Below are 23,837 nucleotides of genomic sequence, written 5' to 3'. Positions count from 1 at the left end.
CGCCGATTTGATGGGACCGGAGGGGCAAATATTGCCCGGCGTTAACTTCTTCGCCCGGCATTTGCGTGGTGCCGCGCGCGCAAGGGCTTTTCTTGCGTGTGCCCAACCCCGTGAAAGGTTCAATTTGGCGCAATCTCTCCGGATCGGAGCTTCGATGCGGCCTCGTCAGTGCGCCAGCAACAGCGGAACATGCGCCTCGCGCAGCATCGTGCGGGTTACGCCACCAAAGACGAGTTCGCGCCAGCGGCTGTGCCCGAACGCGCCCATCACCATCCAATCGGGCTTCAGTACATTGATCGCGGCTTTCAGCGTTGCCTCTACGGTGCGGCCATCCTGCGGCCATGTATGGAATTGCGTCCTGACGCCATGGCGGGAGAGATATTCGGGCGCATCGGTCGCGGGGAAGGGATATTTGCCCGCCTCCTCGACGGTCACCACATCTACTTCTCCGGCATGCTTCAGCAGTGGTACGGCCAGACGGAGCGCGGCCGACGCCTCGCGCGATCCTTCCCAGGCGACCAGCGCCCGGCCCGTGATCATCATGCCCCGTGCGTCCTCCGGCACGGCGAGGACCGGCGTGCGACCGCCCATCGCCAGATCGGCGGCGAGATGCAATGGATCGCTCATTTCCCGCCGGGGTCCAGCGGGCAGCGTCACGATCATGAAGTCGCATAAGGCGGACGCTGAAAGCAGGCCGTGAACGATGTCGCCATCGACCTGCCGCCAATCCCAATTCACGTCTTCGCGTTGCAGCCGTTGCTCTACCTTAACACGCATGCGCGCATCGATCTGATGCAGTTCGGCCATGATCGCGGGGGCGATGGATGCCCCGCCGTAAAGATCGCCGGCGACAAGGTTGGGCATGGAGGTGACCTGCACGCAGTGGATATGGGCATCGAGCGCGCGGGCGATGTCACTTGCGGCCTGGAGTCGGCTCTCCATGGCGCTATCGTCGTGAATGTGGAGCAGAATGGATGTCATCGCGCCTCTCCATGCTCTTAAGACCGCGAAAAATGGTCGCCTTCTTATACCCTTCTTTGCCCATCGCGGTTAATAGCATTTATGCTATATATCCAAAGGCGGGTGTGGACGCCGTGCGCCGGGAAGGCGCATCGGCGAATGGGGGAAGCATCATGCCTGGAATCTTTTCAGCTTCAAGACTGTGGCGCGATCGTCGAGGCGCTACGGCAGCCGAATATGCGCTTTTGCTGGCCATCATCGGCGGCGGGATGGTCGGGGCGACCTGGCTGTTGGGGCAGGCGGTAGGCAGTCAGATGAACCAGCAGGTAGCCCTGTTCGCATCATCCGCAGGGAGTAGCTCGACCAGTTCGTCAAGCTCATCCAGCGGGGGCACCAGCACTGGCGGGGGCTCATCGACGGGGGGAGGCGGCACAAGCTCCAGCACTGGCGGCGGCGGCACGACGACGAGCACTGGCGGGACTACGACGGGTGGCACCAGCTCGGGCAATGGAAGCTCCGGGAACGGGAGTTCGGGGAACGGGAGCTCGGGTAACGGCAGTTCCGGGAATGGAAGCTCCGGCAATGGCCGGGGCAATGGCAATAATTGAAGCGTCGGAGGGCGCAGCGCGAAGGTTGGCTGCGCCCACCCCAGCAAAGTTCGCAGCGGGGCACACGCATCGGTAAGAGGCGCGCGCTCAGCAGACACCCTATCGCGAAATGTTCAGCTGGTCAGGAATAATTTTTTGCAGTCATTCAATTTTGTAGGCCTATTTTTGCGAGCTCGCGCGTATTATATTCGTAACATGACTACTGCGGCGGGAGTCGTCAGTGACGAAAAGCGAACTGTTTTCGAGCTTCACCCGGAATTTTGACGAACGGCGTCAAGCCGAGATGTCGATTGAGGATTATTTGCTGGGATGCCGCAATGATCCTTTGATGCATGCATCAGCACCGGAGCGCCTGCTGGCGGCGATCGGTGAGCCGGAGATCATAGACACATCCCGCGACCAGCGGCTCGGGCGGATCTTCATGAACCGCACCATCCGTCGATACAAAAGCTTCGCCAATTTCTACGGCATGGAAGCGACGATCGAACATATCGTCAGCTTCCTGCGCCATGCCAGCCAGGGTTTGGAGGAGCGCAAGCAGATCCTCTATCTGCTCGGCCCGGTCGGCGGCGGTAAGTCGTCGCTCGCGGAACGGCTGAAGGCGCTGATGGAAACGCATCCCATCTATGCGCTCAAGGCCGGGGATGAGATCAGCCCGATCTTCGAAAGCCCGCTCGCCCTGTTCGATGCGGAAACGCACGGCGCGTTCATCGAGGAAAATTACGGCATCCCGCGCCGCCGGCTGACCGGCATGATCAGCCCGTGGGCGCGCAAGCGGTTGGATGAGTTTTCCGGCGACATCTCCCAGTTCAAGGTCATCCGCCTGATGCCATCGCGCATGCGGCAGATCGCCATCGCCAAGACCGAGCCGGGCGATGAGAATAATCAGGACATCAGCTCGCTGGTCGGCAAGGTCGATATTCGCAAGCTGGAGATGCTGTCGCAAAATGACCCCGATGCCTACAGCTATTCGGGTGGCCTTAATCGCGCGAACCAGGGAATGCTCGAATTTGTCGAGATGTTCAAGGCGCCGATCAAGATGCTCCACCCGCTGCTGACCGCGACGCAGGAGGGCAATTATATCGGCACCGAGAATATCGGGGCCATCCCCTTTAACGGCATCATTATGGCCCATTCCAATGAATCGGAATGGTCGAATTTCAAGAATAACAAGAATAACGAAGCTTTCATCGACCGTATCTATGTCATCAAGGTGCCTTATAGCTTGCAGGCGACCGAAGAACGGCATGTGTATGAAAAGCTGCTGAGGGAGTCGGACCTCAGCAAGGCGCCTTGCGCTCCGGGGACACTGGACATGCTTGCGCGCTTTTCTGTGCTCACGCGGTTGCGGGAGCATGAGAACAGCAACCTCTATTCCAAGATGCGTGTCTATGACGGCGAAATGCTGCGGGAGATTGATCCGCGCGCCAAGAGCATGCAGGAATATCGGGATGCCGCCGGGGTAGATGAGGGCATGTCGGGTACGTCGACCCGCTTCGCCTTCAAGGCGCTGTCGGCGACCTTCAACCATGACAGCAGCGAAATAGCCGCCGACCCCGTCCACCTCATGTATGTGCTGGAAGGGATGGTCCGACAGGAGCAATTCCCCGCTGATGTGGAAGCCAAATATCTGGAATTCATCAAGGGCGAGCTTGCGCCGCGCTATGCCGAGTTCATCGGCAATGAAATCCAGAAGGCGTATCTGGAAAGCTATAACGACTATGGTCAGAACCTGTTCGACCGCTATGTCGCCTATGCCGACGCCTGGATCGAGGACCTGGATTTCAAGGACCCGGACACGGGGCAGCTTCTGGACCGGGAAGTCATCAACCAGGAATTGTCCAAGACCGAAAAGCCTGCGGGGATCGCCAATCCTAAGGATTTCCGGAACGAGGTGGTGAAGTTCGCGCTGCGCATGCGGGCCAGCAATGATGGGCGCAATCCCAGCTGGACGAGCTATGAAAAGATTCGCGAAGTCATCGAAAAGCGGATGTTCAGCCAGGTCGAGGACCTTCTGCCCGTCATCAGTTTCGGATCCAAGAAGGACGGCGATACAGCGGGCAAGCATGACGAATTCGTCGCGCGGATGATCGAGCGGGGTTACACCGAACGGCAGGTCCGTCGGCTGGTGGAATGGTATATAAGGGTCAAGCAGGCCGGATAAACGGATGGAGGTGCTTAGGCCACCATGCACATAGTCGACAGACGGCTGAACCCAGGGGGCAAGAGCCTTGTCAACCGGCAACGGTTCCTGAGGAGGGCGAAGGCCTATGTCAGCCAGGCGGTGCGCGACAGCCTGAAGGACCGCAGCATCAAGGACCTCGCCGGAGAAGGCGAAATCACCATCCGCCGCGACGCGATCCACGAACCCACGCTGCATCGATCGGCAAAGGGCGGCGACCGGGAACGCGTGCTGCCGGGCAATAAAGAGTTTCTGGAAGGCGACCGGATCAAGCGCCCCGAGGGCGGCGGTGGTGGCGGGTCACAGGCTGGGGAGGGCGAGGATCAGGATGATTTCCGCTTCGCGCTTAGCCGGGAGGAGTTTCTCGACCTGTTCCTTGACGATCTTGAACTGCCCGACATGGCCAAGAAGAAGCTGGTCGCGGGCAAGATCGAGGGCATGCGTCGCGCGGGTTATTCGACGATCGGCAACCCGTCCAACCTGTCCGTCCCGCGCACGATGCAAAAGGCGATGTCCCGCCGCATCGCACTGCGCCGCCCGAGTGGCCGCGACCTTAGCCGGGTTGACGAGGCCATTGCCGAGATCGAGGCGCGTGCGGTGCCTTTGCCCGACGATGCCGTGGCGCTGGAAAGGCTGAAGGAGGAACGGGCGCACATCATTCGCCGCCGCAACCTGATCGCCTATATCGATCCCGTCGATCTGCGCTTCCGCCGTTTCGAGCCGGTTCCACGGCCCGTGGCCCAGGCGGTGATGTTCTGCCTGATGGACGTATCCGGCTCCATGACCGCGCATATGAAGGATCTCGCCAAGCGCTTCTTTGCGCTGCTGCACCTGTTCCTGTCGCGCTGTTACGAACATGTCGATGTCGTGTTCATCCACCATACCGATCGCGCCGCCGAAGTGGACGAGGAAACATTTTTCTACAGCACGGTGACGGGCGGCACGCTGGTATCAAGCGCGCTCGACAAGCTGATCGAGGTGGTGAAGGATCGATACAGCCCCAGCGACTGGAACATCTATGTCGCACAGGCGTCGGACGGCGACACACTGGCGTCGGACAATGCGCGGGTGGCCAACCTGATGCAGAATGAAATCCTGCCCTTCTGCCAATATTTCGCCTATTTGGAAGTGGGTCGGGAGGAGTTCGCCTCGATCGAAGCGGCAACCTCCGCCACGGGGCTTTGGGAAGCCTATGCGCCAGTCAGCCAGGCGAACCGGCAATTCACGATGCGCAAGGTGTCGCACCGGCGGGAAATATATCCCGTGTTCCGTGAACTCTTCCAGCGGCGCGGCGTCGGCGAAGGGACGCCCGCTTGACGGGGGGGCGCGCATCCGCCCCGCTGTTCACCGGCAGCGACTGGGATTTTTCGCTGATCAACCGCATTTATGAAACGATCGAGCCGATCGCGCTTCAGGAGATGAAACTCAACATCTATCCCAATCAGATAGAGATCATCAGCGCCGAACAGATGCTGGATGCCTATTCGTCCATCGGTATGCCGTTATTTTACAAACATTGGTCGTTCGGCAAGCAGTTCGTGACCAATGAAATGCTTTATCGCAAGGGGCTTCGCGGCCTAGCCTATGAGTTGGTGATCAACAGCGATCCCTGCATCAACTATCTGATGCAGGAAAACAGCGCGACCATGCAGACGCTGGTGATCGCCCATGCCGCTTTCGGGCATAATCACTTCTTCAAGAATAATTATGTCTTTCGCCAATGGACGGACGCGGAAGGCATTCTCGATTATCTGGAGTTCGCCAAACGTTACATCGCCAGCTGCGAGGAGCGTTTTGGCCAACTCGCCGTCGAACGGGTGCTGGACGCCGCCCACGCGCTGATGAATCAGGGCGTGCATCGCTATCCCCGCATTCGTCCCCGCGATTTGAAGGCGGAGGCCGATCGGGAGGCAGAGCGGCAAGCCTATCGCGACCGCATCTACGATGACCTTTGGCGCACGGTGCCGGTTGGGGCAAAGGCCGCCTTCGTCCCGTCGGACGAACGCCGTGCCGCACTTGGCCTGCCGCAGGAAAATATCCTCTATTTCCTGGAAAAGACCGGTCCCCGACTGGAAAGCTGGCAGCGCGAAATCCTGCGGATCGTCCGCCTAATCGCCCAATATTTCTACCCGCAGCGCCAGACCAAGGCGATGAACGAGGGCTGTGCCACCTACACCCATTATCGCATCATGACGATCCTGCACGATCGCGGCTGGATAACCGATGGCGCTTTCATGGAATTTATCCAGTCGCACACAGGCGTCGTCTATCAGCCGACGTTCGATTCCGGCCATTTCGGTGGCTTCAATCCCTATGCGCTGGGTTTTGGCATCATGTCCGATATCGAGCGGATCTGCATGGACCCGACGCCAGAGGATCGCGAATGGTTCAGCGATTTTGCCGGTTCGCGCGACCCGGTCGAGGTGCTGAAGGATATCTGGGCCAATTATCGCGACGAAAGCTTCATTTCGCAGTTTCTTAGCCCGCATCTTATCCGCCAGTGGCGCCTGTTCAAGCTGATCGACAAGGAAAGCGAGTCGGAACTGCGCGTGGATGCCATTCATGACGAGCGCGGCTATCGCCGTATCCGCCGAGCCCTTGCGCGCGAGCATGACATTGCCCGGCAGGAGCCCGATATCCAGGTGGTGGATGTCGATCTGGCGGGCGACCGGACGCTTATGCTGGAACATGCGGTCACCGATGGCGTGGTGCTGGATGCGTCCGACGCGACGATGGTGTTGCAAAGCCTCGCCAATCTATGGGGTTATGAAGTGGCGTTGAGCGAAGTTCATGCCGAAAGCCGCAAGGAGTTGAAAAGCCATCGTTGCCAGCCACAGCAGGGCTGGATCGGCTGAAGCGGTGCGTCGTGGCGGCAAGCCCCCGGCGGCCCAAAGATTCCATTTCCAAACCCGGGCGGAAAAGCGTAAATTCTGCCGCGTTTCGCGAGTGGCTCCAGCGCTCGGTCGCATCCTGCGACGCATGGACCGCTCAAAAGAAGCAGGAGAGCATTTTCATGACTCATGCCCTCAATGCACAGGAATGTCTTGAACGAGCCCGGATGCATGAACAGCTTGCGGCGACAACTGCCGATGCGTCTGCGCGGACCATGCATCAGGCAATGGCCGCCGAATTTCGCCGCCGCGCCGTGATGGGGACCATCGACGGAGTCAGCCCGGTGATCAGCAAACCGGTAATCGAGCTGACCGTCAACGCCGCCTGAGCCGCATTTCCTCAGGCGTCCCGGCGCAGCAGATACACGTCCATGATCCATCCATGCCGCTGGCGCAGCTGTGCCCGGTGATCGACGATCGTTGGTCCCGTGACCGCCAAAGGCCCGTGGGCCAGCGACTGATGCTCCATGCCCAGATAGGCGCCCCACCAGATCGTTAGCCCCTCCGGCTCTAGCGTCTGGAATGCGCAGTGCCCGTCCAGCATCACGACGACATCGCGCACGTCGCCGGGCCAGCCCCGTTCGCGCAACTGCCTGCCGGTGGTGATCAGCACCGGATCGGCCAGCCGATTGAGGCAGATGCCATGCGCGGCCGTCAGCACTTGGATGCTGGTGATGCCGGGCACGACGCTGATCTCGATCGATGGGCCAAGCCGCTCCGCGATCCGCAGGCTGCTGTCATAGAGCGACGGGTCGCCCCAGACGAGCAACGCAACCGTGCCGCCATCGGGCAGGTGCAACGCAATCTGCTCCATCCAGATCGCCGCGATCGCGTCATGCCAGTCGGTCACCGCCTCGACATAAGCGGCCTGATCCGCGCGCTTGGGCATGTCGAACTCGACCACTCGCGCAGGGCCGGTGAGCAGCTGCGCACAGATGGACCGACGCAGGTCGATCAGGTCGGACTTGGCCTCTCCCTTGCGCGGCAGCAGGATCAGGTCAGCATCGTTCATCGCCCGGATGGCGGCGAGCGTCAGATGATCGGGATTGCCCGTGCCGATACCGATCAGTGACAAGCGGATCATGCGGCACCAGCGATCAGGTGAAAGAAGCTGCCCGTCACCTGCCCACGGCGCGATCCAGTTGCTGCGACCGCAGCGCCCATCGCATCCACTATATGTGCAAGCGGTTCGTCGGGCTGATCGACGATCGTGGAATAGTGAAACTCATGTCCGCGCAGCGTCGCTCCCGCCTCATGGCCGCCCATCGGCGCCAGCAGCTGCGCTTGCCGATAGCCCAATTGCAAGCGCCGCTCCGCGAAGCTGGAAACCAGCCCCAACAGTCCCGCCATCGCATGGGACTGCCCTTGCGCATCGATGATGGCCTGCCCCAACACCATATAGCCGCCGCATTCGCCGTGGATCGGACGGTCCTGTGCATGGCTGCGCAGTGCATTCAGAAACCGCGTGGCATTGGCGATCCGTGGCGCATGCAGTTCGGGATAGCCGCCGGGCAGCCAGACGGCGTCGGCCTGTGGGTCGGGCGCTTCATCGGCCAAGGGGGAAAAGGGCAATATCTCCGCCCCGGCTTCCCGCCACCCGCTCACCATATGGGCATAGGTGAAGGAAAAGGCCGCATCCTGCGCCAGGGCAATCCGTTGCCCCGGCGGCGGGCAGCGATAGGGGGCTGCTGATGTGCCGGGCAACGCACCGGCCACCCTCTGAAGAGCCGGAAGATCGACCTGCGCCTCGATCAGGTCCGCAATCCCCTCGATCACCTCGTCAATCCCATCCTGCTCGCCCGATTGCACAAGGCCAAGGTGCCGTTCCGGGATGGACAAGGCATCGGATCGCGGGATCGCGCCCAGCACGGGCATGGCGATTTCGTCCATCGCCTGCCGGATCATGGCTTTATGGCGCGGGCTGGCGATGCGGTTGAGGATAACGCCTGCCACCCGCACGTCTGGCCGCAGCATGCGAAATCCATGCGCGATGGCGGCAGCCGACTGGCTCTGCCCCGACACATCGATGATTAGTACCACCGGCCAGCCAAGCGCCGCCGCTATGTCCGCGCTGCTCCCATTACCGTTCGCGCCCCGCGCCGGAGCGCCGTCGAACAGGCCCATCACGCCTTCCGCGACGATCAGGTCCGCCTCCGCTGCTTCACCCGCCAGACTGTGGAGCAGCGCCGCATCCATCGCCCAGCTGTCGAGGTTGAAGGCCGGGCGGCCACTCGCCAGCCGGTGATAGCCCGTGTCGATATAATCCGGCCCGCATTTATAGGACTGGACCCGCACGCCCCGCCGCTTCAACACCCTCAGCAGCCCCAGCGTGATGACCGTCTTGCCCGACCCGGATCGCGGCGCGGCGATGAGGAGGCCGGGCGTCATTCGTCCACGCCGACAAAGCGCGATTCCGCCGTAGCGGGACGAAATCGCCGGTCATAGCCGGGCGCATAAAGCTGGCTTTCGGCGAAATCCCCCTCGCCCAGCACTGGCCCCACCAATATGATCGCGGTCCGCTCCGGCCCGCCCGTCGCCAGCGCCTCCATGGTGGCGAGCGTTCCCCGCACCACGCGCTGGTCCGGCCAGCTTGCCCGCCACACGATCGCCGCCGGGCAGTCCTCGCCATAGAGCGGCACCAGGTCCGCAACCACCTGCGCCAGATTATGGATGGACAGGTGGATCGCCAGCGTCGCTCCCGTCGCGCCAAAGGCCGCCAGCGTCTCGCCAGCAGGCATGGCGCTCGCCCGCCCCGGTGTGCGAGTAAGAACCAGCGACTGGCCCAGCCCCGGCAGCGTCAACTCCGCCTCCAGCGCCGCCGCCGCCGCCGCGAAGGACGGAACGCCCGGCGTCACCGTATAGCCGATGCCCAATGCCTTCAGACGCCGAATCTGTTCGCCTATCGCCGACCATACCGACAGGTCGCCCGAATGCAGCCGCGCGACATCCTGTCCCGCCGCATCCGCTTCTGCGATGATGGCCATGATCTCATCGAGCGTCAGCGGCGCACTGTTCACGATCCGCGCACCGGCTGGGCAATGATCGAGCAGCGCGCGCGGCACCAGCGACCCGGCATAGAGGCAGACGGGGGAAGCGGCGATCAGGTCGCGACCGCGCAGCGTCAGCAGGTCGGGCGCACCCGGCCCCGCGCCGATGAAATGAACGGTCATCGCGATACTCCTTGGGCCAGCGCGCAAGTGGCTTGCCCATCAGGCGAGACGATGCGGGTGGCGATCAGTTGCGCGCCCGGCCCCGCTGCCGCCAGAGCGACTGCTTCGGCGACGCTGCCGGTGCCGTAAGCCGCCAGACTGGCGCTGGAGCGGGTGGGTGTGTCCATTCCCTCGATCGCGCAAGCATCGATCAGGATCAGCGGCAAACCCAATGCGCGGGCGAGGGGGGCAAGCAGCGCTTCCTTATGCGCCAAGGTCGCCAGCGCGGTGACGCGAGCGCCATGCCCGCCCAGCGCCGTCCGCAAGGCTTGCTGGCTCGCCCCGCTGCGACAGCCAAAGCCAGCGACGATCATAGCGTGACGCTCCACTGCACCAGTGGATAGGCGGCTTTCCACCCCCGCCGCGTGCCGATCGGCGCGGCGCTCGCCATCTCTATCCGCAGCAGTTCGCCGCCCAGCCGCTCATGCCATCGGGCCAGCAGCGCTTCCGATTCCAGCGTCACCGCATTGGCGACGAGGCGTGTCCGCTCACCGGGCAGGGCGATGATCGCTTCCATCATCGCCTCGCTGAGCCCGCCGCCGATGAAGATCGCTTGCGGACGCACCCGTCCGTCCAGCACCGCCGGAGCGCGCCCCTCGACCAGCGTCAGCCGGTCAACGCCCAGCCGCTGCGCATTGCCCTTCGCCCGCGCCGCTCGGATCGGGTCGGCTTCAAACGCGATGGCCTGCGTGGAAGCATGGCTCAGCAGCCATTCGATCGCGATTGATCCCGATCCCGCGCCAATGTCCCATAATGTCTCGCCGGGCCGAGGCGCAAGCGCAGACAGCGTTAGCGCGCGCACCGGCCGCTTGCTGATCTGCCCGTCATGGTCGAACCAGTCATCCGCCAGTCCGCTGACGCACGGCATCATTTCGCCACCCCCCGCCACGTCCACTCCGACCGCCACGGGATGCGCGATATCGTCAAAGGCGATCTGCTCGGCGAACGCCTGCCGGACCCGCTCGCGCGGCCCGCCCAGCGCTTCCAAGATATGCAGCGTCGATGCGCCAAAGCCCGCCTCCGCCAGATAACGGCCAAGCGCCTGCACCGCCGCCCCATCACGCAGTAGTATGATGGCACGGCGCCCCGGCGCCAGCATGGGCCTCAACCGCGTAAATGGCGCAGCGTGCAAGCCATGACAGGCCACGTCCTGCAACGCCCAGCCCAGCCGTGAAGCCGCCAGCGCAAAGCTCGACGGCGCCGGATGCGACACCCATTCCTGGAGCCGCAAATGCCGTGTGATGCGCACCCCCGCGCCGAACCAGAATGGGTCCCCCGACGCCAGCATGACTATCGGCTCCCCCCGCCGGGCGAGCAGCGCCTCCACGCCGTCCTCAAACGGCACTGGCCAGGTCAGCCATTCCGCCTTAAGGGGTGGCAGCAGCGCCAGCTGGCGCGGCGCGCCCATGATGACCCGCGCCTGTTCCAGCGCCACGCGCGCGGCATCGGACAGGCCCGCCACGCCGTCCTCGCCAATGCCGACGATCGTCAGCCAGGGACCTTCAGTTACCATGCGCCATATCCTGATCCTTGGCGGCACCACCGAGGCGAGCGCGCTGGCGAAAGCTTTGGCCGAACGCGGCGAGCGGGCGATGTTGAGCTATGCCGGACGCACCGGAAACCCGCGTGCCCAGCCGGTGCCGGTGCGCGTCGGCGGCTTTGGCGGTGCTGAGGGGTTGGCGGCTTATCTGAAGGCGGAAAAGTTCACCCACCTCATCGACGCGACCCACCCCTTCGCCGCCACGATCAGCGCCAATGCCGCCGTCGCCGCGCGGGAGGCGGGGGTGGCCCATCTCATGCTCACCCGCCCGGAATGGCAAGCGGGGCAGGGCGACCGCTGGACCCATGTCCCCAATATTGCGGGCGCCATCCCCGCGCTCGACGGGCCGCCCCGCCGCATTATGCTGACGCTCGGACGCATGCATGTTGAAGCCTTCGCCGCCCAGCCGCAGCATCATTATCTGTTGCGCTTCGTCGATGCGCCAGACGTGCCGCCCGCACTGCCCCGCCACCATCTGCTGGTGGATCGCGGCCCGTTCACGCTGGACGGAGACCTTGCCCTGATGCGCGATCACGGCATTGATCTGGTCGTCGCCAAAAATGCCGGTGGGGAGGGCGCGCGCGCCAAGATCGACGCGGCGCGGACGCTTGGCGTGCCCGTCCTCATGATCGACCGGCCAGCCCTGCCACAGGCGCGGACCGCGCATGATGTCGGCGATGTGCTGGCGTGGATCGATCATTCGGCCCATCGCGGCGTATAGAGGATCGGGCGGGCCGCTCCTTTGATCAGGCGCGTGCGGCTCGACCCGATGATCACCATCGTGCGCATATCTGCCATTTGAGGCGTCGCCTCATTCAGCGTGACGACCCGCAACTGCTCCTCCGGCGTCGACACGGCGCGGGCAAAGAGGATCAGCCGTTCCCCCCCACATTCCTCCCGCAACACATCGAGCACGCTGGCGAAGCCATCCGGCCGTGCTTTCGACCGGGGATTGTAGAAGGCCATCGCGAAGTCAGCCTGCGCCGCGAGACGCAAGCGCCGCTCGATCAACGTCCAGGGCTTTAGATTATCCGACAGGTTGATCGCGCAGAAATCATGGCCCAGCGGCGCACCCGCCCGCGCGGCGGCGGCCAGCATCGCGGTAATCCCGGGCAGCACCCGAATGTCGATCGCGCGCCAAGCTTCCGGCCCCGCCTCCAGCGCCTCGAACAGCGCCGAAGCCATGGCGAACACGCCCGGATCGCCGGATGAAGCAACCACCACTCGCCTCCCCGCAGCTGCCAGTTCCAGCGCATGGGCGGCGCGCTCCAGCTCCACCCGATTGTCCGAAGCATGGCGCACAAGGCCCACCCGATCCGCCACCCGCGCGACATAGGGTGCATAGCCCACCAGATCGGTCGCCTCGGCCAGCGCCTGCGTCACCTCCGGCGTTACCAGCCCGTCAGCGCCCGGACCAAGCCCAGCCACGGCTACCCAGCCGCTCATGGCCGCCGTCCTTGACCGTGGATCAGCAGGATGGAGAAATAGCTGGTGATCGCCTCCGCCTCGCGCAGCGGCGTGATCTTCTGGTCCGCCATCGTCGCATATTCGACCAGCCAGGCGCAGTCATCCTTGCCCGCCGCCTCCACCGCGCGGCGTAGCTTCGCCAGATTGCGGCCGATCTTCATCACGACCAAAGCATCGCTGTCATGGATGCGCCGCGCCAGCTCCTCTTCGGGCAGGGTCGCCATCAACACGGTCAGCACATCATCGCCCCAGCTAATCGGGGTCCCGCTCGCCGTCCAAGCGCCCGACATGCCGGTAATGCCAGGCACGATCCGGACCGGCGCGAGGGGGGACAGGCGGCTGTGCAGATGCATGAAGCTGCCGTAGAAAAAGGGGTCGCCCTCGCACAGTACGACCACATCCTCGCCCGCCTTCGCCAGCCCATGCAGATGCGCGGTGCATTCGGCGTAGAAGGCGGACAGGCATTGATTGTAGCGCGGGTCACTCACCGGGATTTCGGTCGTCACCGGATATTCCATCGCAAATTCGACCGCGTCGGGGCGCAGCAGCCCTTCCACGATCTTCCGCGCATGGCCTTGACGGCCGGGCTTGCGGAAATAGGCGATGTGGCGAGCCTCGCGGATCAGCCGATCGGCCCGCACGCTCATCAGGTCTTGCGCGCCGGGGCCTAGTCCCACGCCGTGGATCGTCCCGCTCATTCCGCCGCACTCGCGAGCGCGTTGACTGCGGCCACCGTGATTGCGCTGCCGCCCAGACGTCCTTCGACAATGCAGCAGGGCACGGGCTGGCTCTCCCAGAGCGCCTCCTTCGATTCTGCCGCGCCGACAAAGCCGACCGGACAGCCGATGATCGCCGCCGGGCGTGGGCAGGCGGGGTCTTCCAGCATGTTGAGCAGGTGGAACAGTGCGGTCGGGGCATTGCCGATCGCGACGACTGCACCTGCCAGATGAGGCCGCCACAGTTCCAGCGCTGCCGCCGATCGAGTGTTCGCCATCGACCGGGCGAGATCGGGCACTTGGCTGTCGTTCAGGGTGCAGATGATCGCGTTGCCAGCGGGCAGGCGAGCGCGCGTGATCCCTTCCGACACCATCCGCGCATCGCACAGGATCGGCGCGCCCGCCTCCAGAGCGGCAATCGCCGCCTTGGCGAACTCAGGGGAAAAGCGGATGTGCGGGGCAAGACCGGTCATGCCCGCCGCGTGGATCATCCGCACGGCGACCCGCTCTTCCTCCGGCGAAAAACGGTCCAGCGCCGATTCCGCGCGGATCATGCGGAAGGATTGGCGATAGATTTCCGCGCCGTCGGTTTCGTAAAGATGCGGCATCAATGGGCTCCGAAATGGGCGAATATCTGATCGGGCGACAGGCCCGCATGCAGCGGCGGCGCACCTGCGCGCGCATCATGGGCAAGGTCGAAGCGGCCCTCGCGCCCGGTCAGCACGACCGGCGCTTGCGAGGGGCGGGCGCAGCCCTTGGCGCAACCGGAGACATGCAGTCCTGGCACAGAGGGCGCGAGCCGCGCGGCCAGTTCACGGGTCGCGACGCTGGACTGTGGGCAGGCAGGAGCACCGGGACAGGCATCGGCGGAAAGGCGTGGGTCGGCGGGATCATCGCCCGGCGTTTTGCTGCCTTCCAGCACCAGCCCCCGCCATGGCGTGACCCGCACCGCCTGCATATCGTCCGTGATCATGGCAAGCAGCGTCGCAGCCTCGATCCGGCCAAAGGGCGCTGCGCGAAAGGGACCGGGCGCAGCGGCCAGCGCTGCGGCACGGGATCGCGCGGGGGCGGGGGCTTCGACCGCAACTTCGGGCAGCGGCGCATCATGTCGGGCCATGCGTCCCGCCTGAACGCCACCGCTCGCCACGAACCAATGGGCCATGCGGATCAGCCCCTCCGCTGCGCCCGCTGCGTGGACCGGGGTGCCATGCGCTCGCCCGTCAGCCCGCAGGATCAGCGCGCCGCTCTCAGACCGTTCCACCCTGAAATCGGCCGGAGCGTCGCTTAGCACCGGCGCGGGGCCGACGTCGATCGCAAAGCCAACCTTCGGGGGCAAATCCGGCAAGTCGTCCAGCCGCCCAGCCAGCTCCGTCGCGATAGTCGCGCTATTATCACCCTCACGCCAATCCGGGTTGATCAGCATCGGCATCCGGCCGTCCTGCTCCGCATCGGCATGCGCCAGCCCCAGCGAGACCAGCTGCTCCATCAGCGCGGCATGCTTCGCTTGGGCCACTCCCCTGATCTGCAAGGCCGCGCGATTGGTAACGTCGATATGGCCGTTGCCAAAGGCGATGGCGGCTTCGCACAAACCGATCGCCTGCGCCCGGATCATCCGCCCCAGCGCCGGGCGCACCCTTACCAGCAGGCCGTCGCCCGCCATCATCGGCCGCCATGCGGTCGGGCACCAGCCGCGCACGCCTGTGCCGACCGCGTCGCACGGCATCAGCTCCTGCATTGATCCAGCCCTCCCGCACCAGCGCCACGACAGACGGACGGCACGCACAGGCAGGCGGACAGGCCGCACGCCTGCACGGCCGCAGCCGCACGAAATTCGTCGCTCAAACGGAGAACCGAGCCGTGACCATCCCCTGGATCATGGCAAGAGCGACCTTTGCTCCGGCAGGTCTCCTGGCTTGCGGGTCACAGCTTGGCATGGGGCCTTCCCGGATCGCTCCAGTGGCTGGCCGCCCCCGTTGTCGGGACTGGCCGGTCCATGCCTCGCTCGCCGCTCACAGTTGCAGGGACAGCCGCAGATTAGGGAGGAAACCCTCCCGCACCGCATTCCCATTTAAGCCCCTCTAGCGGGGCACCGGCGCGATCGATGAACCGGGCGGACCCGGCTCGACCCGCTTCATAAGGGGGATACAGGGGAAAGGGAAGTAGTCACAGGCCGCTTCCTTGCGTCAATCACCTGCCGCCGCTACGCCCGCATCAACATGTGCAGAATGGAGAGGAAAAGATGAGCGATTTCAGCTTCGAAGCGACCAGCCGCTTTCTGGAAACGGACAAGGGGCGGCTGCATTATCATGAAGCGGGATCTGGTCCTGCGCTCCTGCTCCTCCACGGTTCAGGACCCGGCGTCACCGGCTGGGCTAATTTCCAGGGCAATCTGCCCTTCTTCTCCCGGCATTTCCGCACCATCATTCTCGACGCGCCTGGTTATGGGAAGAGCGATCCCGCCGATGGCGATCCGGTGGCTGTCGCGCGGGATGCCGTCGTCGCGCTCATGGACGGGCTTGGCATCGGTGCCGCGCATGTCGTCGGTAACAGCTATGGCGGGATCGTCGGCGGGCATTGGCGGCGTCCCATCCTGACCGGGTGCTGCGCTACATCACGATTGGCGGCATCGGCTTCAACATCACATCGACATTTCCCAATGAAGGGCTGACCCGCCTGGTCGATTTCATCGAAAATCCGACGCGGGAAAACATCATCGCCTGGCTGGAATCGATGGTCTACGACAAGTCGATCATCACCGATGAGCTGATCGACATGCGCTACAAGGCGGCGCTGGAGCCGGTGACGATGGAAAGCAGCCGCAAGATGTATACGCGCACCGCGCTTGGCTTCATCGCCCAGTCGATGAGCGGCCCCGCCGTTTCGCAGCGTATCGACTATCTCGGCAGAATCCAGGCGCCGACCCTGATCATGTGGGGTCGCGATGATAAGGTCAGCCCGCTGGACGGCGCGCTGTTGCCGATGCGCATTATCCCTAATGCCGAGTTGCACGTCTTCCCGCGCTGCGGCCATTGGACGATGATCGAGCACAAGGACCGGTTTGAAGCGCTGGCTCTGGACTTTTTGCGGGGGTGAACAGCTAATCTCTCCCCCGTTCGCCCTGAGCTTGTCGAAGGGCTTCACTTTCTTTCAAGAAGGAGTGGGCTTCGACAGGCTCAGCCCGAACGGGCAGGGGTGTGGGCGTAATCCCTAACGCCGCACTACGACCGAATGCCAATCCGTCCGCTGTTCCCATCCCCGCCGTTCCAGCTCGGGCACATCCTCCTCGCTGACCGGCCGCCCAAGGCACAGCAGCCCCAGGCACGCCCAGCCCGCCGGAATATCCAGCATCGCGTTTACGCCTTCCGGCTCCACGATCGACACCCACCCCATGCCGATCCGCCGCGTCTGCGCCGCCAGCCAGAGCGTATGCACCGCCATGACGCAGCTATAGCGCCGTGCCTCGGGCATGGTGACCGCGCCCAGATGATGGCCGGTCTCCGTTCCATCGTCGCAATAGACGGCAAACAGCACCGGCGCCTCACGCAGCCCATGCAGTTTCAGGCTGCGATAGAGCCGGTCCTGATCACCGTCATATTCCTTGCCCGCTTCCCGCACCTGGCGGTCGACATGGCAGGCCAGCCCCTCGCGCAACTCCGCCGTTTCGATCCGCACAAAGCGCCAAGGCTGCGACAATCCCACCGACGGCGCGCGATGTGCCATGCTCAGCAGCCATTCGACATCCGCCTCGTCGATCGGGTCGGTCCTGAAATGGCGAATGTCCCGCCGCGCCCGCACCAGCGCCTCGAACTGCGCGCTGTCAATCGGGGTGATAGCGGGTCCGCTCATGTCAGAATTCAATCCCTGCCTGCGCCTTCACGCCGCTGCGGAAGGGGTGTTTGACCAGCGTCATCTCTGTCACGAGGTCCGCCGCCTCCATCAGAGCCTCGGGCGCGTTGCGGCCGGTGATGATGACATGTTTCATCTCGTCCCTGCTCCCCACGGCCTCAAGCACCTCATCAACGGGCAGATAATCGTAGCGCAGGACGATATTAAGCTCATCTGCCAGCACCATATCATAGGCAGGATCGGCGATCATCCGCTTTACCTCGTCCCACGCTTCACGGGCGAGCGCAATGTCACGGGTCTTGTCCTGCGTGTTCCAGGTGAAGCCTTCGCCCATCGGCTTGAATATGACATTGTCCGGAAACGCATCGAACACCACTTTTTCTCCGGTGGTCATCGCGCCTTTCACAAACTGGACGACGCCGACCTTCTTGCCATGACCGATGGCGCGCACGACCATGCCCAGCGCGGCGGTGGTCTTGCCCTTGCCCTTGCCGGTATGGACGATCAGCAGGCCCTTTTCCTGCGTCTTGGTCGCCATGATCTTGTCATGGGCGGCCTGCTTCTTCTTCATCTTCTCCGCATGTTGTTCCGGCGTGCGTTCGATCATGGGCGGTCTTCCTTCAGTTGGGCAAGGATCATGGCCGCGCTGTTCGACCGTGGCCGCCACAGCCCCCGGTCCAGCGCTTCGTGGAGGCGCGCGGCGGTCTCGCGCAGCGCGGCGGGGTTGGCTTGGCTCATGAAGGCGCGCACGGCGTCATCCTCGATGAAGGCGGCGTGGACGGCGTCGAAATGATGGTCCTTCACGCCATGGGTCGTGGCGGCGAAGGCGAAGAGATAATCGACCGAAGCGGCAATCTCGAACGCGCCCTTGTAGCCGTGGCGCATCATGCCCGCGATCCATTTGGGATTGGTGACACGCGCCCGCACTACCCGGCCGATCTCATCCTCCAGCGTCCGGACGACGGGGCGTTCGGGTCGGCTATGGTCATTATGATAGCTGAGCGGCATGCGCCCCGACAGATGCTCGACCGCCGCCGCGATGCCGCCTTCGAACTGATAATAGTCGTCGCTGTCGAGCAGGTCATGTTCGCGATTATCCTGATTCTGGATCAGCGCGTCGGCCTCGCCCAGCCGCCGGGCGAACAGGTCGCGCTCTACATCGCCCTCGATCCCGCCGCCATAGGCGTGGCTGCCCCAGTCGAGATAGACGTTCGCCAAATCCGCCCGGTCATGCCACAGCCGCTCATCGATCATCGCCTGCAACCCCGCGCCATATGCGCCCGGCTTAGACCCAAAGACGCGAGCCCCCGCGCGCCGCAGCGCGGCCTTCTCAGGCGCCCCCTCCGCAATGAGCGCGGCAGCCTCCGTCCGGTGACGAGCCGCCGCCGGATTATCCTCGTCCGGCTCGTCCAGCGCCATGACGGCACGGGCGGCGCTGTCGATCAGGTCGATCTGTTCGGGGAAGGCGTCGCGAAAGAAACCTGACACGCGCAACGTCACATCCACGCGCGGCCGGTTCAGCTCCGCGATCGTCATGACTTCAAAGCCTACAACCCGACCCGAAGCCCACTCCCATCGCGGCCGCACGCCCATCAACGCCAGCGCCTGTGCGATGTCGTCGCCGCCCGTGCGCATGTTCGCCGTGCCCCATGCGGAGAGCGCAATGGCGCGGGGATAATCCCCCTCCCGCTGAAGATAGTCCTGCACGACCAGCTCCGCCGATCGCTGGCCCAGATTCCACGCGGCCACGGTTGGCACCGCGCGCGTATCGACCGAATAGAAATTCCGCCCCGTCGGCAGCACATCGGGCCGCCCCCGCGTCGGCGCGCCGGAAGGACCGGGCAACACGAACCGCCCATCGAGTGCCTGTAGAAGCGCAGCCTTCTCTGCCCCTCCACACGCATCCACGCGGGGCGCAAGGTCGCTGCGTATCACCTCCAGAACGCGCGCGCTCGACGGCCCCGGCGCGGCCTCGCGCCTGTCGATCAACCGCATGGCATAAAGCTCCAGCCGCTCGACCGTATCCCCCGTGCTACGCCAGACGTCCGGCGTCATCCCCGCCAGCGCCTCCGGCCTCGGCCCTTCCCAAGGCATCCCCATCCCGCCATCGATCGGATCGAAACCCAGCCCCAGATCATCCGCCAGCGCCCGCATCAGTGACTGCTGCCCGTCATCCAGCCCCCTCGGACAGCGGGCCAGCGCGATCAGCAGGTCGCGGCGCAGCGCCCCTTCAGGCGACCGGGTAAAGACATGCAGCCCGTCCCGAATCTGCATTTCCTTGAGTTCGCACAGATAGTTGTCGATCGCCGCCAAGGCATCGTCTCCGCTGCCTTGCGCCCCTGCGTCCTTGTCCAGCCCCTGCGCCGCCGCCAGCGCCAATATGTCCCGCCGCAAAGTCTCCAGCCTGCGCGGGTCCATCCCCGCCGCCAGATAATATTCATCGACCAGCGCCTCCAATTCCTTCAGCGGCCCATAGGTTTCTGCGCGGGTCAGCGGCGGCGTCAGATGGTCGATGATGCAGGCGCCGATCCGCCGCTTGGCCTGCGTCCCTTCGCCCGGATCGTTGACGATGAAGGGATAGATTTGCGGCACCGGCCCGGCGCAGATTTCGGGAAAGCAATTCTCCGACAGCGCGATCGCCTTGCCCGGCAGCCATTCCAGATTGCCGTGCTTGCCCACATGCACCACCGCATGCGCGCCAAATGCCTGCGCCAGCCAGATGTGAAAGGCGAGATAGGCATGAGGCGGTGGCAGCGCCGGATCATGATAGCTGCTCTTGGGATCGACGTCATAGCCACGCGACGGCTGCACCGCGACCGCGACATGGCCAAAGCGATGCACGCGCAGGCGAAAGGCCCCGCCCTCGCAAAATGGATCGCCCTCCGGCTCGCCCCACCGTTCCGTCACGGCCCGCCGCACGCCTTCGGGCAAGCCCGCGAACGCCGCGTGATAATCCGCCAGCGGCAGCGCGCATCGCTCCTCGCTGCCCGTCATATGCCGCATCAGCGCCGCGCCATCGGTAGGCGCATCGCCAATCACATAGCCAGCCTCACCCAACGCCCGCAGGATCGCCGCCGCGCTTTCCGGCGTGTCCAGCCCCACGCCATTGCCGATCCGCCCATCCCGGTTCGGATAATTGGCAAGCACCAGGGCAACCCGCCTATCTTCAACGGACGCCTGCGCCAATTTCGCCCAATTGGCAGAGAGTTGCGCAACGAACCTTACACGATCCAAAAGCACCTGCGGCACGACTATGCTGCATTCCGTCCGCGCATCAAAGCGCGCCGCCGCCTTGAAAGCGACCGCCCGCGTGAAGATCCGCCCGTCCACCTCGGGCAAGGCAATATGCATCGCCAGATCGCGCGGCCCCAGTCCTCGTGCGCTGTCCTGCCACACCGACTGTTCCGCACTGGCGAACAATGTCTGAAGGACGGGGCAGTCCGCTTGCTCCAATATCGACGGTGTGCGCGGCTCGCCCGGCGCGGACGCGGCAAAGGCGGTGGCGTTCAGGATGACGTCAGGCCGAACCGTCGCCATCACCCCTTGCAGAAAGTCCCGCGCAAAGGGTTCCCGCAACGCCCGCACATGCACCGCCAGCACATTCAGGCCAGCTTCCCGCAGCCCGCCGATCATCGCGTCCACCGCTTCCAGTGTCCCCGCGATCATCAGCGCACGATAGAAAAGGAACAGCACCACCGGCTGCCCCTCTGTCCAGCCAGCCTTCACCTGATCCAGCACCGGACGTTCCACGCCGGGCAAATATAATCCGGCGTCCGCGACCGGCACCGGCGGGTCAGCCACCCCCGCGTCCAGCCCCGCGATCCGCGCGGCCGTCTTCAGGAAGGCCGTGGCATTGGCGACGCCCCCCTGCCGCAGATAATCGCGCAGCCGATCGCATATCTCCGGCGGCAGGGTAGAGGCGGCGCGCAGTTCCGGATCATCCTCCCGCCCGTCCGCGATCGCGGCAAAGGCGATGCCCTTTTCCCGCGCAACATTGGCAATTTCCTCAATGCCATAGGGCCAATAGCTCTTGCCCCCTAACAGCACCACGCACACGAACTTCGCACGCGAAATCACCTGTTCGACATATAGGTCGACCGAATAGGGATGCTTCAATTGCAGCAGGTTGGCCAGCCGGATCACCGGCGCGCCATCCCCCAGGATCGCCGCCGCGCTCGCAAAGCAGGCAAGGTCGCTGTCCGCCACGGTCAGCAGCACGATGTCGCCCGGCGACTGGCCAAGGTCGATTGCTTCGTCCCCGTTCGAAACGGTCCCCGGCGTGGCGGTCAGCAGATGCATCAGGCGCCCGCCATCTGCCCTGCCAGCTGCTTTGAAAGCGCGCCTTCGATCGCCGCGCGATCCAGCCCGGCCTGACCGATCACCACCAGCCGCGAAGCGCGCGCTTCGCCCGCCTGCCAGTGCCGGTCATAATGATGCTGGATACGTGGCCCGACCGCCTGAATGACCAGCCGCGCCGGGCGACCCGCAATGGCCACGAAGCCCTTCACCCGCAATATGTCATGATCGGCGATAACGCGCCCCAACGCCTCCAGCAGCGGCGCAGGATTGCCCAATTCCCCCAGTTCCACGACGAAGCTGTCGAAATCCTCATGATCATGATCGTCCTCATCGTCATGATGGGACCGGCGCCCGTCAATCTGCTCCTCCACACCCGCGCCCAGGCCCAGCAGGATGGCAGGGTCGATCTCCCCGCGCGCCGTGCGGACGATGCGCACGCCCGGCCGCACCTCGCCGCCCAGCTGCTGCTCCAGTTCCACCAGCCCGTCCGGCGCAACCAGATCGGTCTTGTTCAGCAGCACCAGGTCGGCACAGGCCAGCTGATCCTCAAACAATTCCTCGATCGGGCTGTCATGGTCGAGCGTCGGGTCAGCCGCCCGCGCCGCAGCCAATGCCGCCTCGTCATGCGCAAAGCGCCCCGCCGCCAGAGCGTCCGCATCGACCAGGGCAATGACGCCATCCACCGTCGCCCGCGTCCGGATGTCAGGCCATTGGAACGCCTTCACCAACGGCTTGGGCAGGGCAAGCCCCGACGTCTCGATGATGATATGATCGGGCGGCACATCCCGGTCCAGCAGCCGCTGCATCGTCGGCAGGAAATCGTCCGCAACAGTGCAGCAGATGCAGCCATTGGCCAGCTCGATAATGTCGTCATCCGGGCAAGCCTCATCGCCGCACCCCTTCACCAGCGACCCATCGACGCCCACATCGCCAAACTCGTTGATAATCAGCGCCAGCCGCCGGCCGCCCGCATTTTCGATCAAATGGCGGATCAGCGTCGTCTTCCCGGCACCCAGAAATCCGGTAATGACGGTAGCAGGAACCTTGCTCATAAAGTCTGTCCTTGATTGGAGAGGAGCACTTCGATCTCGTCGAAGCGCTTCCAGCGGTAGATGAACCAGCTCACCAGCCAGCAGGCGGCGAACAGGCCGATGATGAAGAAACCGAGACTGTTGAAATGCTCGCCCAGATTGGCGGCCACCGACCAGACGCCGCCCGTCAGGCCCAGCTTGTCGCCCAGCAGCGCCGCCGCCTCGATCCCGCCGATGACGATGGCGACCAGCGCCGACACCGATGTGATGGTGATATTATAGTAGAGCTTGCGGATCGGCTTCACGAACGCCCATTGATAGGCGCCCATCATCAGCGCCCCGTCCGCCGTGTCGATCAACACCATGCCCGCAGCGAACAGTAACGGGAATATGAGCACGGTCGCAATCGAAAGCCCACTCGCAGCCTGCCCCGCCGACAGGCCAAGGATCGCGACTTCGGTCGCCGTGTCGAACCCAAGACCGAACAGGAACCCGAGCGGCGCCATGTGCCAGCTGCGCGTCACGAGCCGGAACAGCGGCCGGAACAGGCGGGCAAGAAAACCCCGATTGCCGAGCAAAATGTCCATGTCCTCATCGGCATAGGCGCCGCCACTGCGAACATGGTTAAACGTCTTCAGAACCGACCGCAGGATCATCAGGTTCATCGCGGCAATGGCGAACAGGAATGTGGCGGAGATGATCGTCGCGATCGTCCCGCCGATCTCGCCCGCCGCCTCCACGCTGCTTAGCGCGCTAGCGGCGAAAGCGATTCCGACGGCGGCGATCAGCACGATCCCGCTATGTCCGATCGCGAACCACAGCCCCACGGTCAGCGGCCGCTGTCCATCCTGCATCAGCTTGCGGGTCACATTGTCGATCGCGGCGATATGGTCCGCGTCCACCGCATGGCGCAGCCCCAGGCTCCACGCCAGCAGGGCGGTGCCCAGCATCATCGTGTCGCCCGCAAAGATCAGCAAGGCGCACAGCCACAGCCCGATATTGATCGCGATCAGCCCCGCGAACATGAAAGCGGCGCGTCGTCGCAGCGCCGGAAATTGCATGGCCATAAAAACATGGCTCCCGTCAGC

General features: G+C 64.2%; 23 protein-coding genes and 1 riboswitch. Of the genes, 7 read left to right on the top strand and 16 right to left on the bottom strand.

The window, feature by feature from the left end; all coding sequences use genetic code 11:
• Positions 1–165 precede the first annotated feature (165 nt).
• Together ACZ5U1_RS13665 and ACZ5U1_RS13660 are read right to left on the bottom strand one after the other, a co-directional pair.
• Entirely contained in the window at positions 166–981 is an 816-nt protein-coding gene (locus ACZ5U1_RS13665; RefSeq protein WP_464780476.1) for a universal stress protein, read from the bottom strand.
• Positions 982–1,270: 289 nt separating this feature from the next.
• Positions 1,271–1,468, bottom strand: a complete 198-nt coding sequence (locus ACZ5U1_RS13660; protein WP_464780475.1) for a hypothetical protein — start codon at positions 1,466–1,468, stop codon at positions 1,271–1,273.
• Between the two features lie 320 nt (positions 1,469–1,788).
• Here ACZ5U1_RS13660 and ACZ5U1_RS13655 point away from each other — a divergent pair, with 320 nt between their 5' ends.
• The 4 genes from ACZ5U1_RS13655 (at position 1,789) to ACZ5U1_RS13640 (ending at position 6,970) form a co-directional block, all read left to right on the top strand.
• Positions 1,789–3,732, top strand: a complete 1,944-nt coding sequence (locus ACZ5U1_RS13655) for a PrkA family serine protein kinase (RefSeq protein ID WP_464780474.1) — start codon at positions 1,789–1,791, stop codon at positions 3,730–3,732.
• Between the two features lie 24 nt (positions 3,733–3,756).
• The gene (locus tag ACZ5U1_RS13650; protein ID WP_464780473.1) at positions 3,757–5,067 is read left to right on the top strand and encodes a YeaH/YhbH family protein; all 1,311 of its coding nucleotides are present in this window, start codon (positions 3,757–3,759) and stop codon (positions 5,065–5,067) included.
• The gene (locus ACZ5U1_RS13645; protein ID WP_464780472.1) at positions 5,064–6,605 is read left to right on the top strand and encodes a SpoVR family protein; all 1,542 of its coding nucleotides are present in this window, start codon (positions 5,064–5,066) and stop codon (positions 6,603–6,605) included. Before ACZ5U1_RS13650 ends, ACZ5U1_RS13645 begins: the two co-directional genes overlap by 4 nt.
• Before the next feature lie 158 nt (positions 6,606–6,763).
• Positions 6,764–6,970, top strand: a complete 207-nt coding sequence (locus tag ACZ5U1_RS13640) for a hypothetical protein (protein ID WP_464780471.1) — start codon at positions 6,764–6,766, stop codon at positions 6,968–6,970.
• An 11-nt stretch (positions 6,971–6,981) separates the two neighbouring features.
• Here the strand turns inward: ACZ5U1_RS13640 and cobF are convergent, their stop codons facing one another.
• Genes cobF through cbiE form a run of 5 tightly spaced genes read right to left on the bottom strand, consistent with a single transcriptional unit; the run spans position 6,982 to position 11,363 of the window.
• Entirely contained in the window at positions 6,982–7,725 is a 744-nt protein-coding gene (gene cobF, locus ACZ5U1_RS13635; RefSeq protein WP_464780470.1) for a precorrin-6A synthase (deacetylating), read from the bottom strand.
• Positions 7,722–9,029, bottom strand: a complete 1,308-nt coding sequence (locus tag ACZ5U1_RS13630) for a cobyrinate a,c-diamide synthase (protein WP_464780469.1) — start codon at positions 9,027–9,029, stop codon at positions 7,722–7,724. The genes cobF and ACZ5U1_RS13630 overlap by 4 nt, the downstream gene beginning before the upstream one ends.
• The gene (gene cobM, locus ACZ5U1_RS13625; RefSeq protein ID WP_464780468.1) at positions 9,026–9,811 is read right to left on the bottom strand and encodes a precorrin-4 C(11)-methyltransferase; all 786 of its coding nucleotides are present in this window, start codon (positions 9,809–9,811) and stop codon (positions 9,026–9,028) included. Before cobM ends, ACZ5U1_RS13630 begins: the two co-directional genes overlap by 4 nt.
• Positions 9,808–10,164 (bottom strand): cobalamin biosynthesis protein, encoded by a 357-nt coding sequence (locus ACZ5U1_RS13620; protein ID WP_464780467.1) that lies wholly within the window; start codon positions 10,162–10,164, stop codon positions 9,808–9,810. Before ACZ5U1_RS13620 ends, cobM begins: the two co-directional genes overlap by 4 nt.
• Complete coding sequence (cbiE, locus tag ACZ5U1_RS13615) at positions 10,161–11,363, bottom strand: precorrin-6y C5,15-methyltransferase (decarboxylating) subunit CbiE (protein ID WP_464780466.1); 1,203 nt, start codon at positions 11,361–11,363, stop codon at positions 10,161–10,163. Before cbiE ends, ACZ5U1_RS13620 begins: the two co-directional genes overlap by 4 nt.
• On the opposite strand from cbiE, the gene ACZ5U1_RS13610 reads away from it, so the two are divergent.
• The gene (locus ACZ5U1_RS13610) at positions 11,362–12,111 is read left to right on the top strand and encodes a cobalt-precorrin-6A reductase (RefSeq protein ID WP_464780465.1); all 750 of its coding nucleotides are present in this window, start codon (positions 11,362–11,364) and stop codon (positions 12,109–12,111) included. The two genes, cbiE and ACZ5U1_RS13610, sit on opposite strands and share 2 nt — an antisense overlap.
• Here the strand turns inward: ACZ5U1_RS13610 and cobJ are convergent.
• Genes cobJ through ACZ5U1_RS13590 form a run of 4 tightly spaced genes read right to left on the bottom strand, consistent with a single transcriptional unit; the run spans position 12,087 to position 15,308 of the window.
• A complete protein-coding gene (cobJ, locus tag ACZ5U1_RS13605; RefSeq protein WP_464780464.1) occupies positions 12,087–12,836 on the bottom strand; it encodes a precorrin-3B C(17)-methyltransferase in 750 nt (249 codons plus the stop codon). The genes ACZ5U1_RS13610 and cobJ overlap by 25 nt on opposite strands.
• A complete protein-coding gene (cobI, locus tag ACZ5U1_RS13600) occupies positions 12,833–13,555 on the bottom strand; it encodes a precorrin-2 C(20)-methyltransferase (RefSeq protein ID WP_464780463.1) in 723 nt (240 codons plus the stop codon). Before cobI ends, cobJ begins: the two co-directional genes overlap by 4 nt.
• Entirely contained in the window at positions 13,552–14,181 is a 630-nt protein-coding gene (locus tag ACZ5U1_RS13595; RefSeq protein ID WP_464780462.1) for a precorrin-8X methylmutase, read from the bottom strand. Before ACZ5U1_RS13595 ends, cobI begins: the two co-directional genes overlap by 4 nt.
• Complete coding sequence (locus ACZ5U1_RS13590; protein WP_464780461.1) at positions 14,181–15,308, bottom strand: cobalamin biosynthesis protein CobG; 1,128 nt, start codon at positions 15,306–15,308, stop codon at positions 14,181–14,183. Before ACZ5U1_RS13590 ends, ACZ5U1_RS13595 begins: the two co-directional genes overlap by 1 nt.
• Positions 15,309–15,454: 146 nt before the next feature.
• Positions 15,455–15,682, bottom strand: a riboswitch (cobalamin riboswitch).
• Positions 15,683–15,812: 130 nt separating this feature from the next.
• Here ACZ5U1_RS13590 and ACZ5U1_RS13585 point away from each other — a divergent pair.
• Positions 15,813–16,241 carry an alpha/beta fold hydrolase gene (locus ACZ5U1_RS13585; RefSeq protein WP_464780460.1) on the top strand — a complete coding sequence of 143 codons (429 nt, stop codon included), beginning with the start codon at positions 15,813–15,815 and terminating at the stop codon, positions 16,239–16,241.
• On the top strand, positions 16,148–16,666 hold the full coding sequence (locus ACZ5U1_RS13580) for an alpha/beta fold hydrolase (protein ID WP_464780459.1): 519 nt from the start codon (positions 16,148–16,150) through the stop codon (positions 16,664–16,666). Before ACZ5U1_RS13585 ends, ACZ5U1_RS13580 begins: the two co-directional genes overlap by 94 nt.
• A gap of 114 nt (positions 16,667–16,780) precedes the next feature.
• On the opposite strand, the gene bluB is transcribed toward ACZ5U1_RS13580, so the two are convergent.
• The 5 genes from bluB to ACZ5U1_RS13555 form a co-directional block, all read right to left on the bottom strand.
• Entirely contained in the window at positions 16,781–17,350 is a 570-nt protein-coding gene (gene bluB, locus ACZ5U1_RS13575; RefSeq protein ID WP_464780804.1) for a 5,6-dimethylbenzimidazole synthase, read from the bottom strand.
• 70 nt (positions 17,351–17,420) lie between these two features.
• Positions 17,421–18,026 carry a cob(I)yrinic acid a,c-diamide adenosyltransferase gene (gene cobO, locus ACZ5U1_RS13570; RefSeq protein ID WP_464780458.1) on the bottom strand — a complete coding sequence of 202 codons (606 nt, stop codon included), beginning with the start codon at positions 18,024–18,026 and terminating at the stop codon, positions 17,421–17,423.
• On the bottom strand, positions 18,023–21,718 hold the full coding sequence (gene cobN, locus ACZ5U1_RS13565; protein ID WP_464780457.1) for a cobaltochelatase subunit CobN: 3,696 nt from the start codon (positions 21,716–21,718) through the stop codon (positions 18,023–18,025). The genes cobO and cobN overlap by 4 nt, the downstream gene beginning before the upstream one ends.
• Positions 21,718–22,770, bottom strand: coding sequence for a cobalamin biosynthesis protein CobW (gene cobW, locus ACZ5U1_RS13560; protein WP_464780456.1), 1,053 nt, complete (start codon positions 22,768–22,770; stop codon positions 21,718–21,720). Before cobW ends, cobN begins: the two co-directional genes overlap by 1 nt.
• Positions 22,767–23,816: a HoxN/HupN/NixA family nickel/cobalt transporter gene (locus ACZ5U1_RS13555; RefSeq protein ID WP_464780455.1), complete on the bottom strand. Its 1,050-nt coding sequence runs from the start codon at positions 23,814–23,816 to the stop codon at positions 22,767–22,769. The genes cobW and ACZ5U1_RS13555 overlap by 4 nt, the downstream gene beginning before the upstream one ends.
• Between the last annotated feature and the right edge of the window lie 21 nt (positions 23,817–23,837).

The organism is Sphingobium sp. TomTYG72 (genome assembly GCF_055394715.1).
This window is presented reverse-complemented; position numbering and strand designations above follow the sequence as displayed.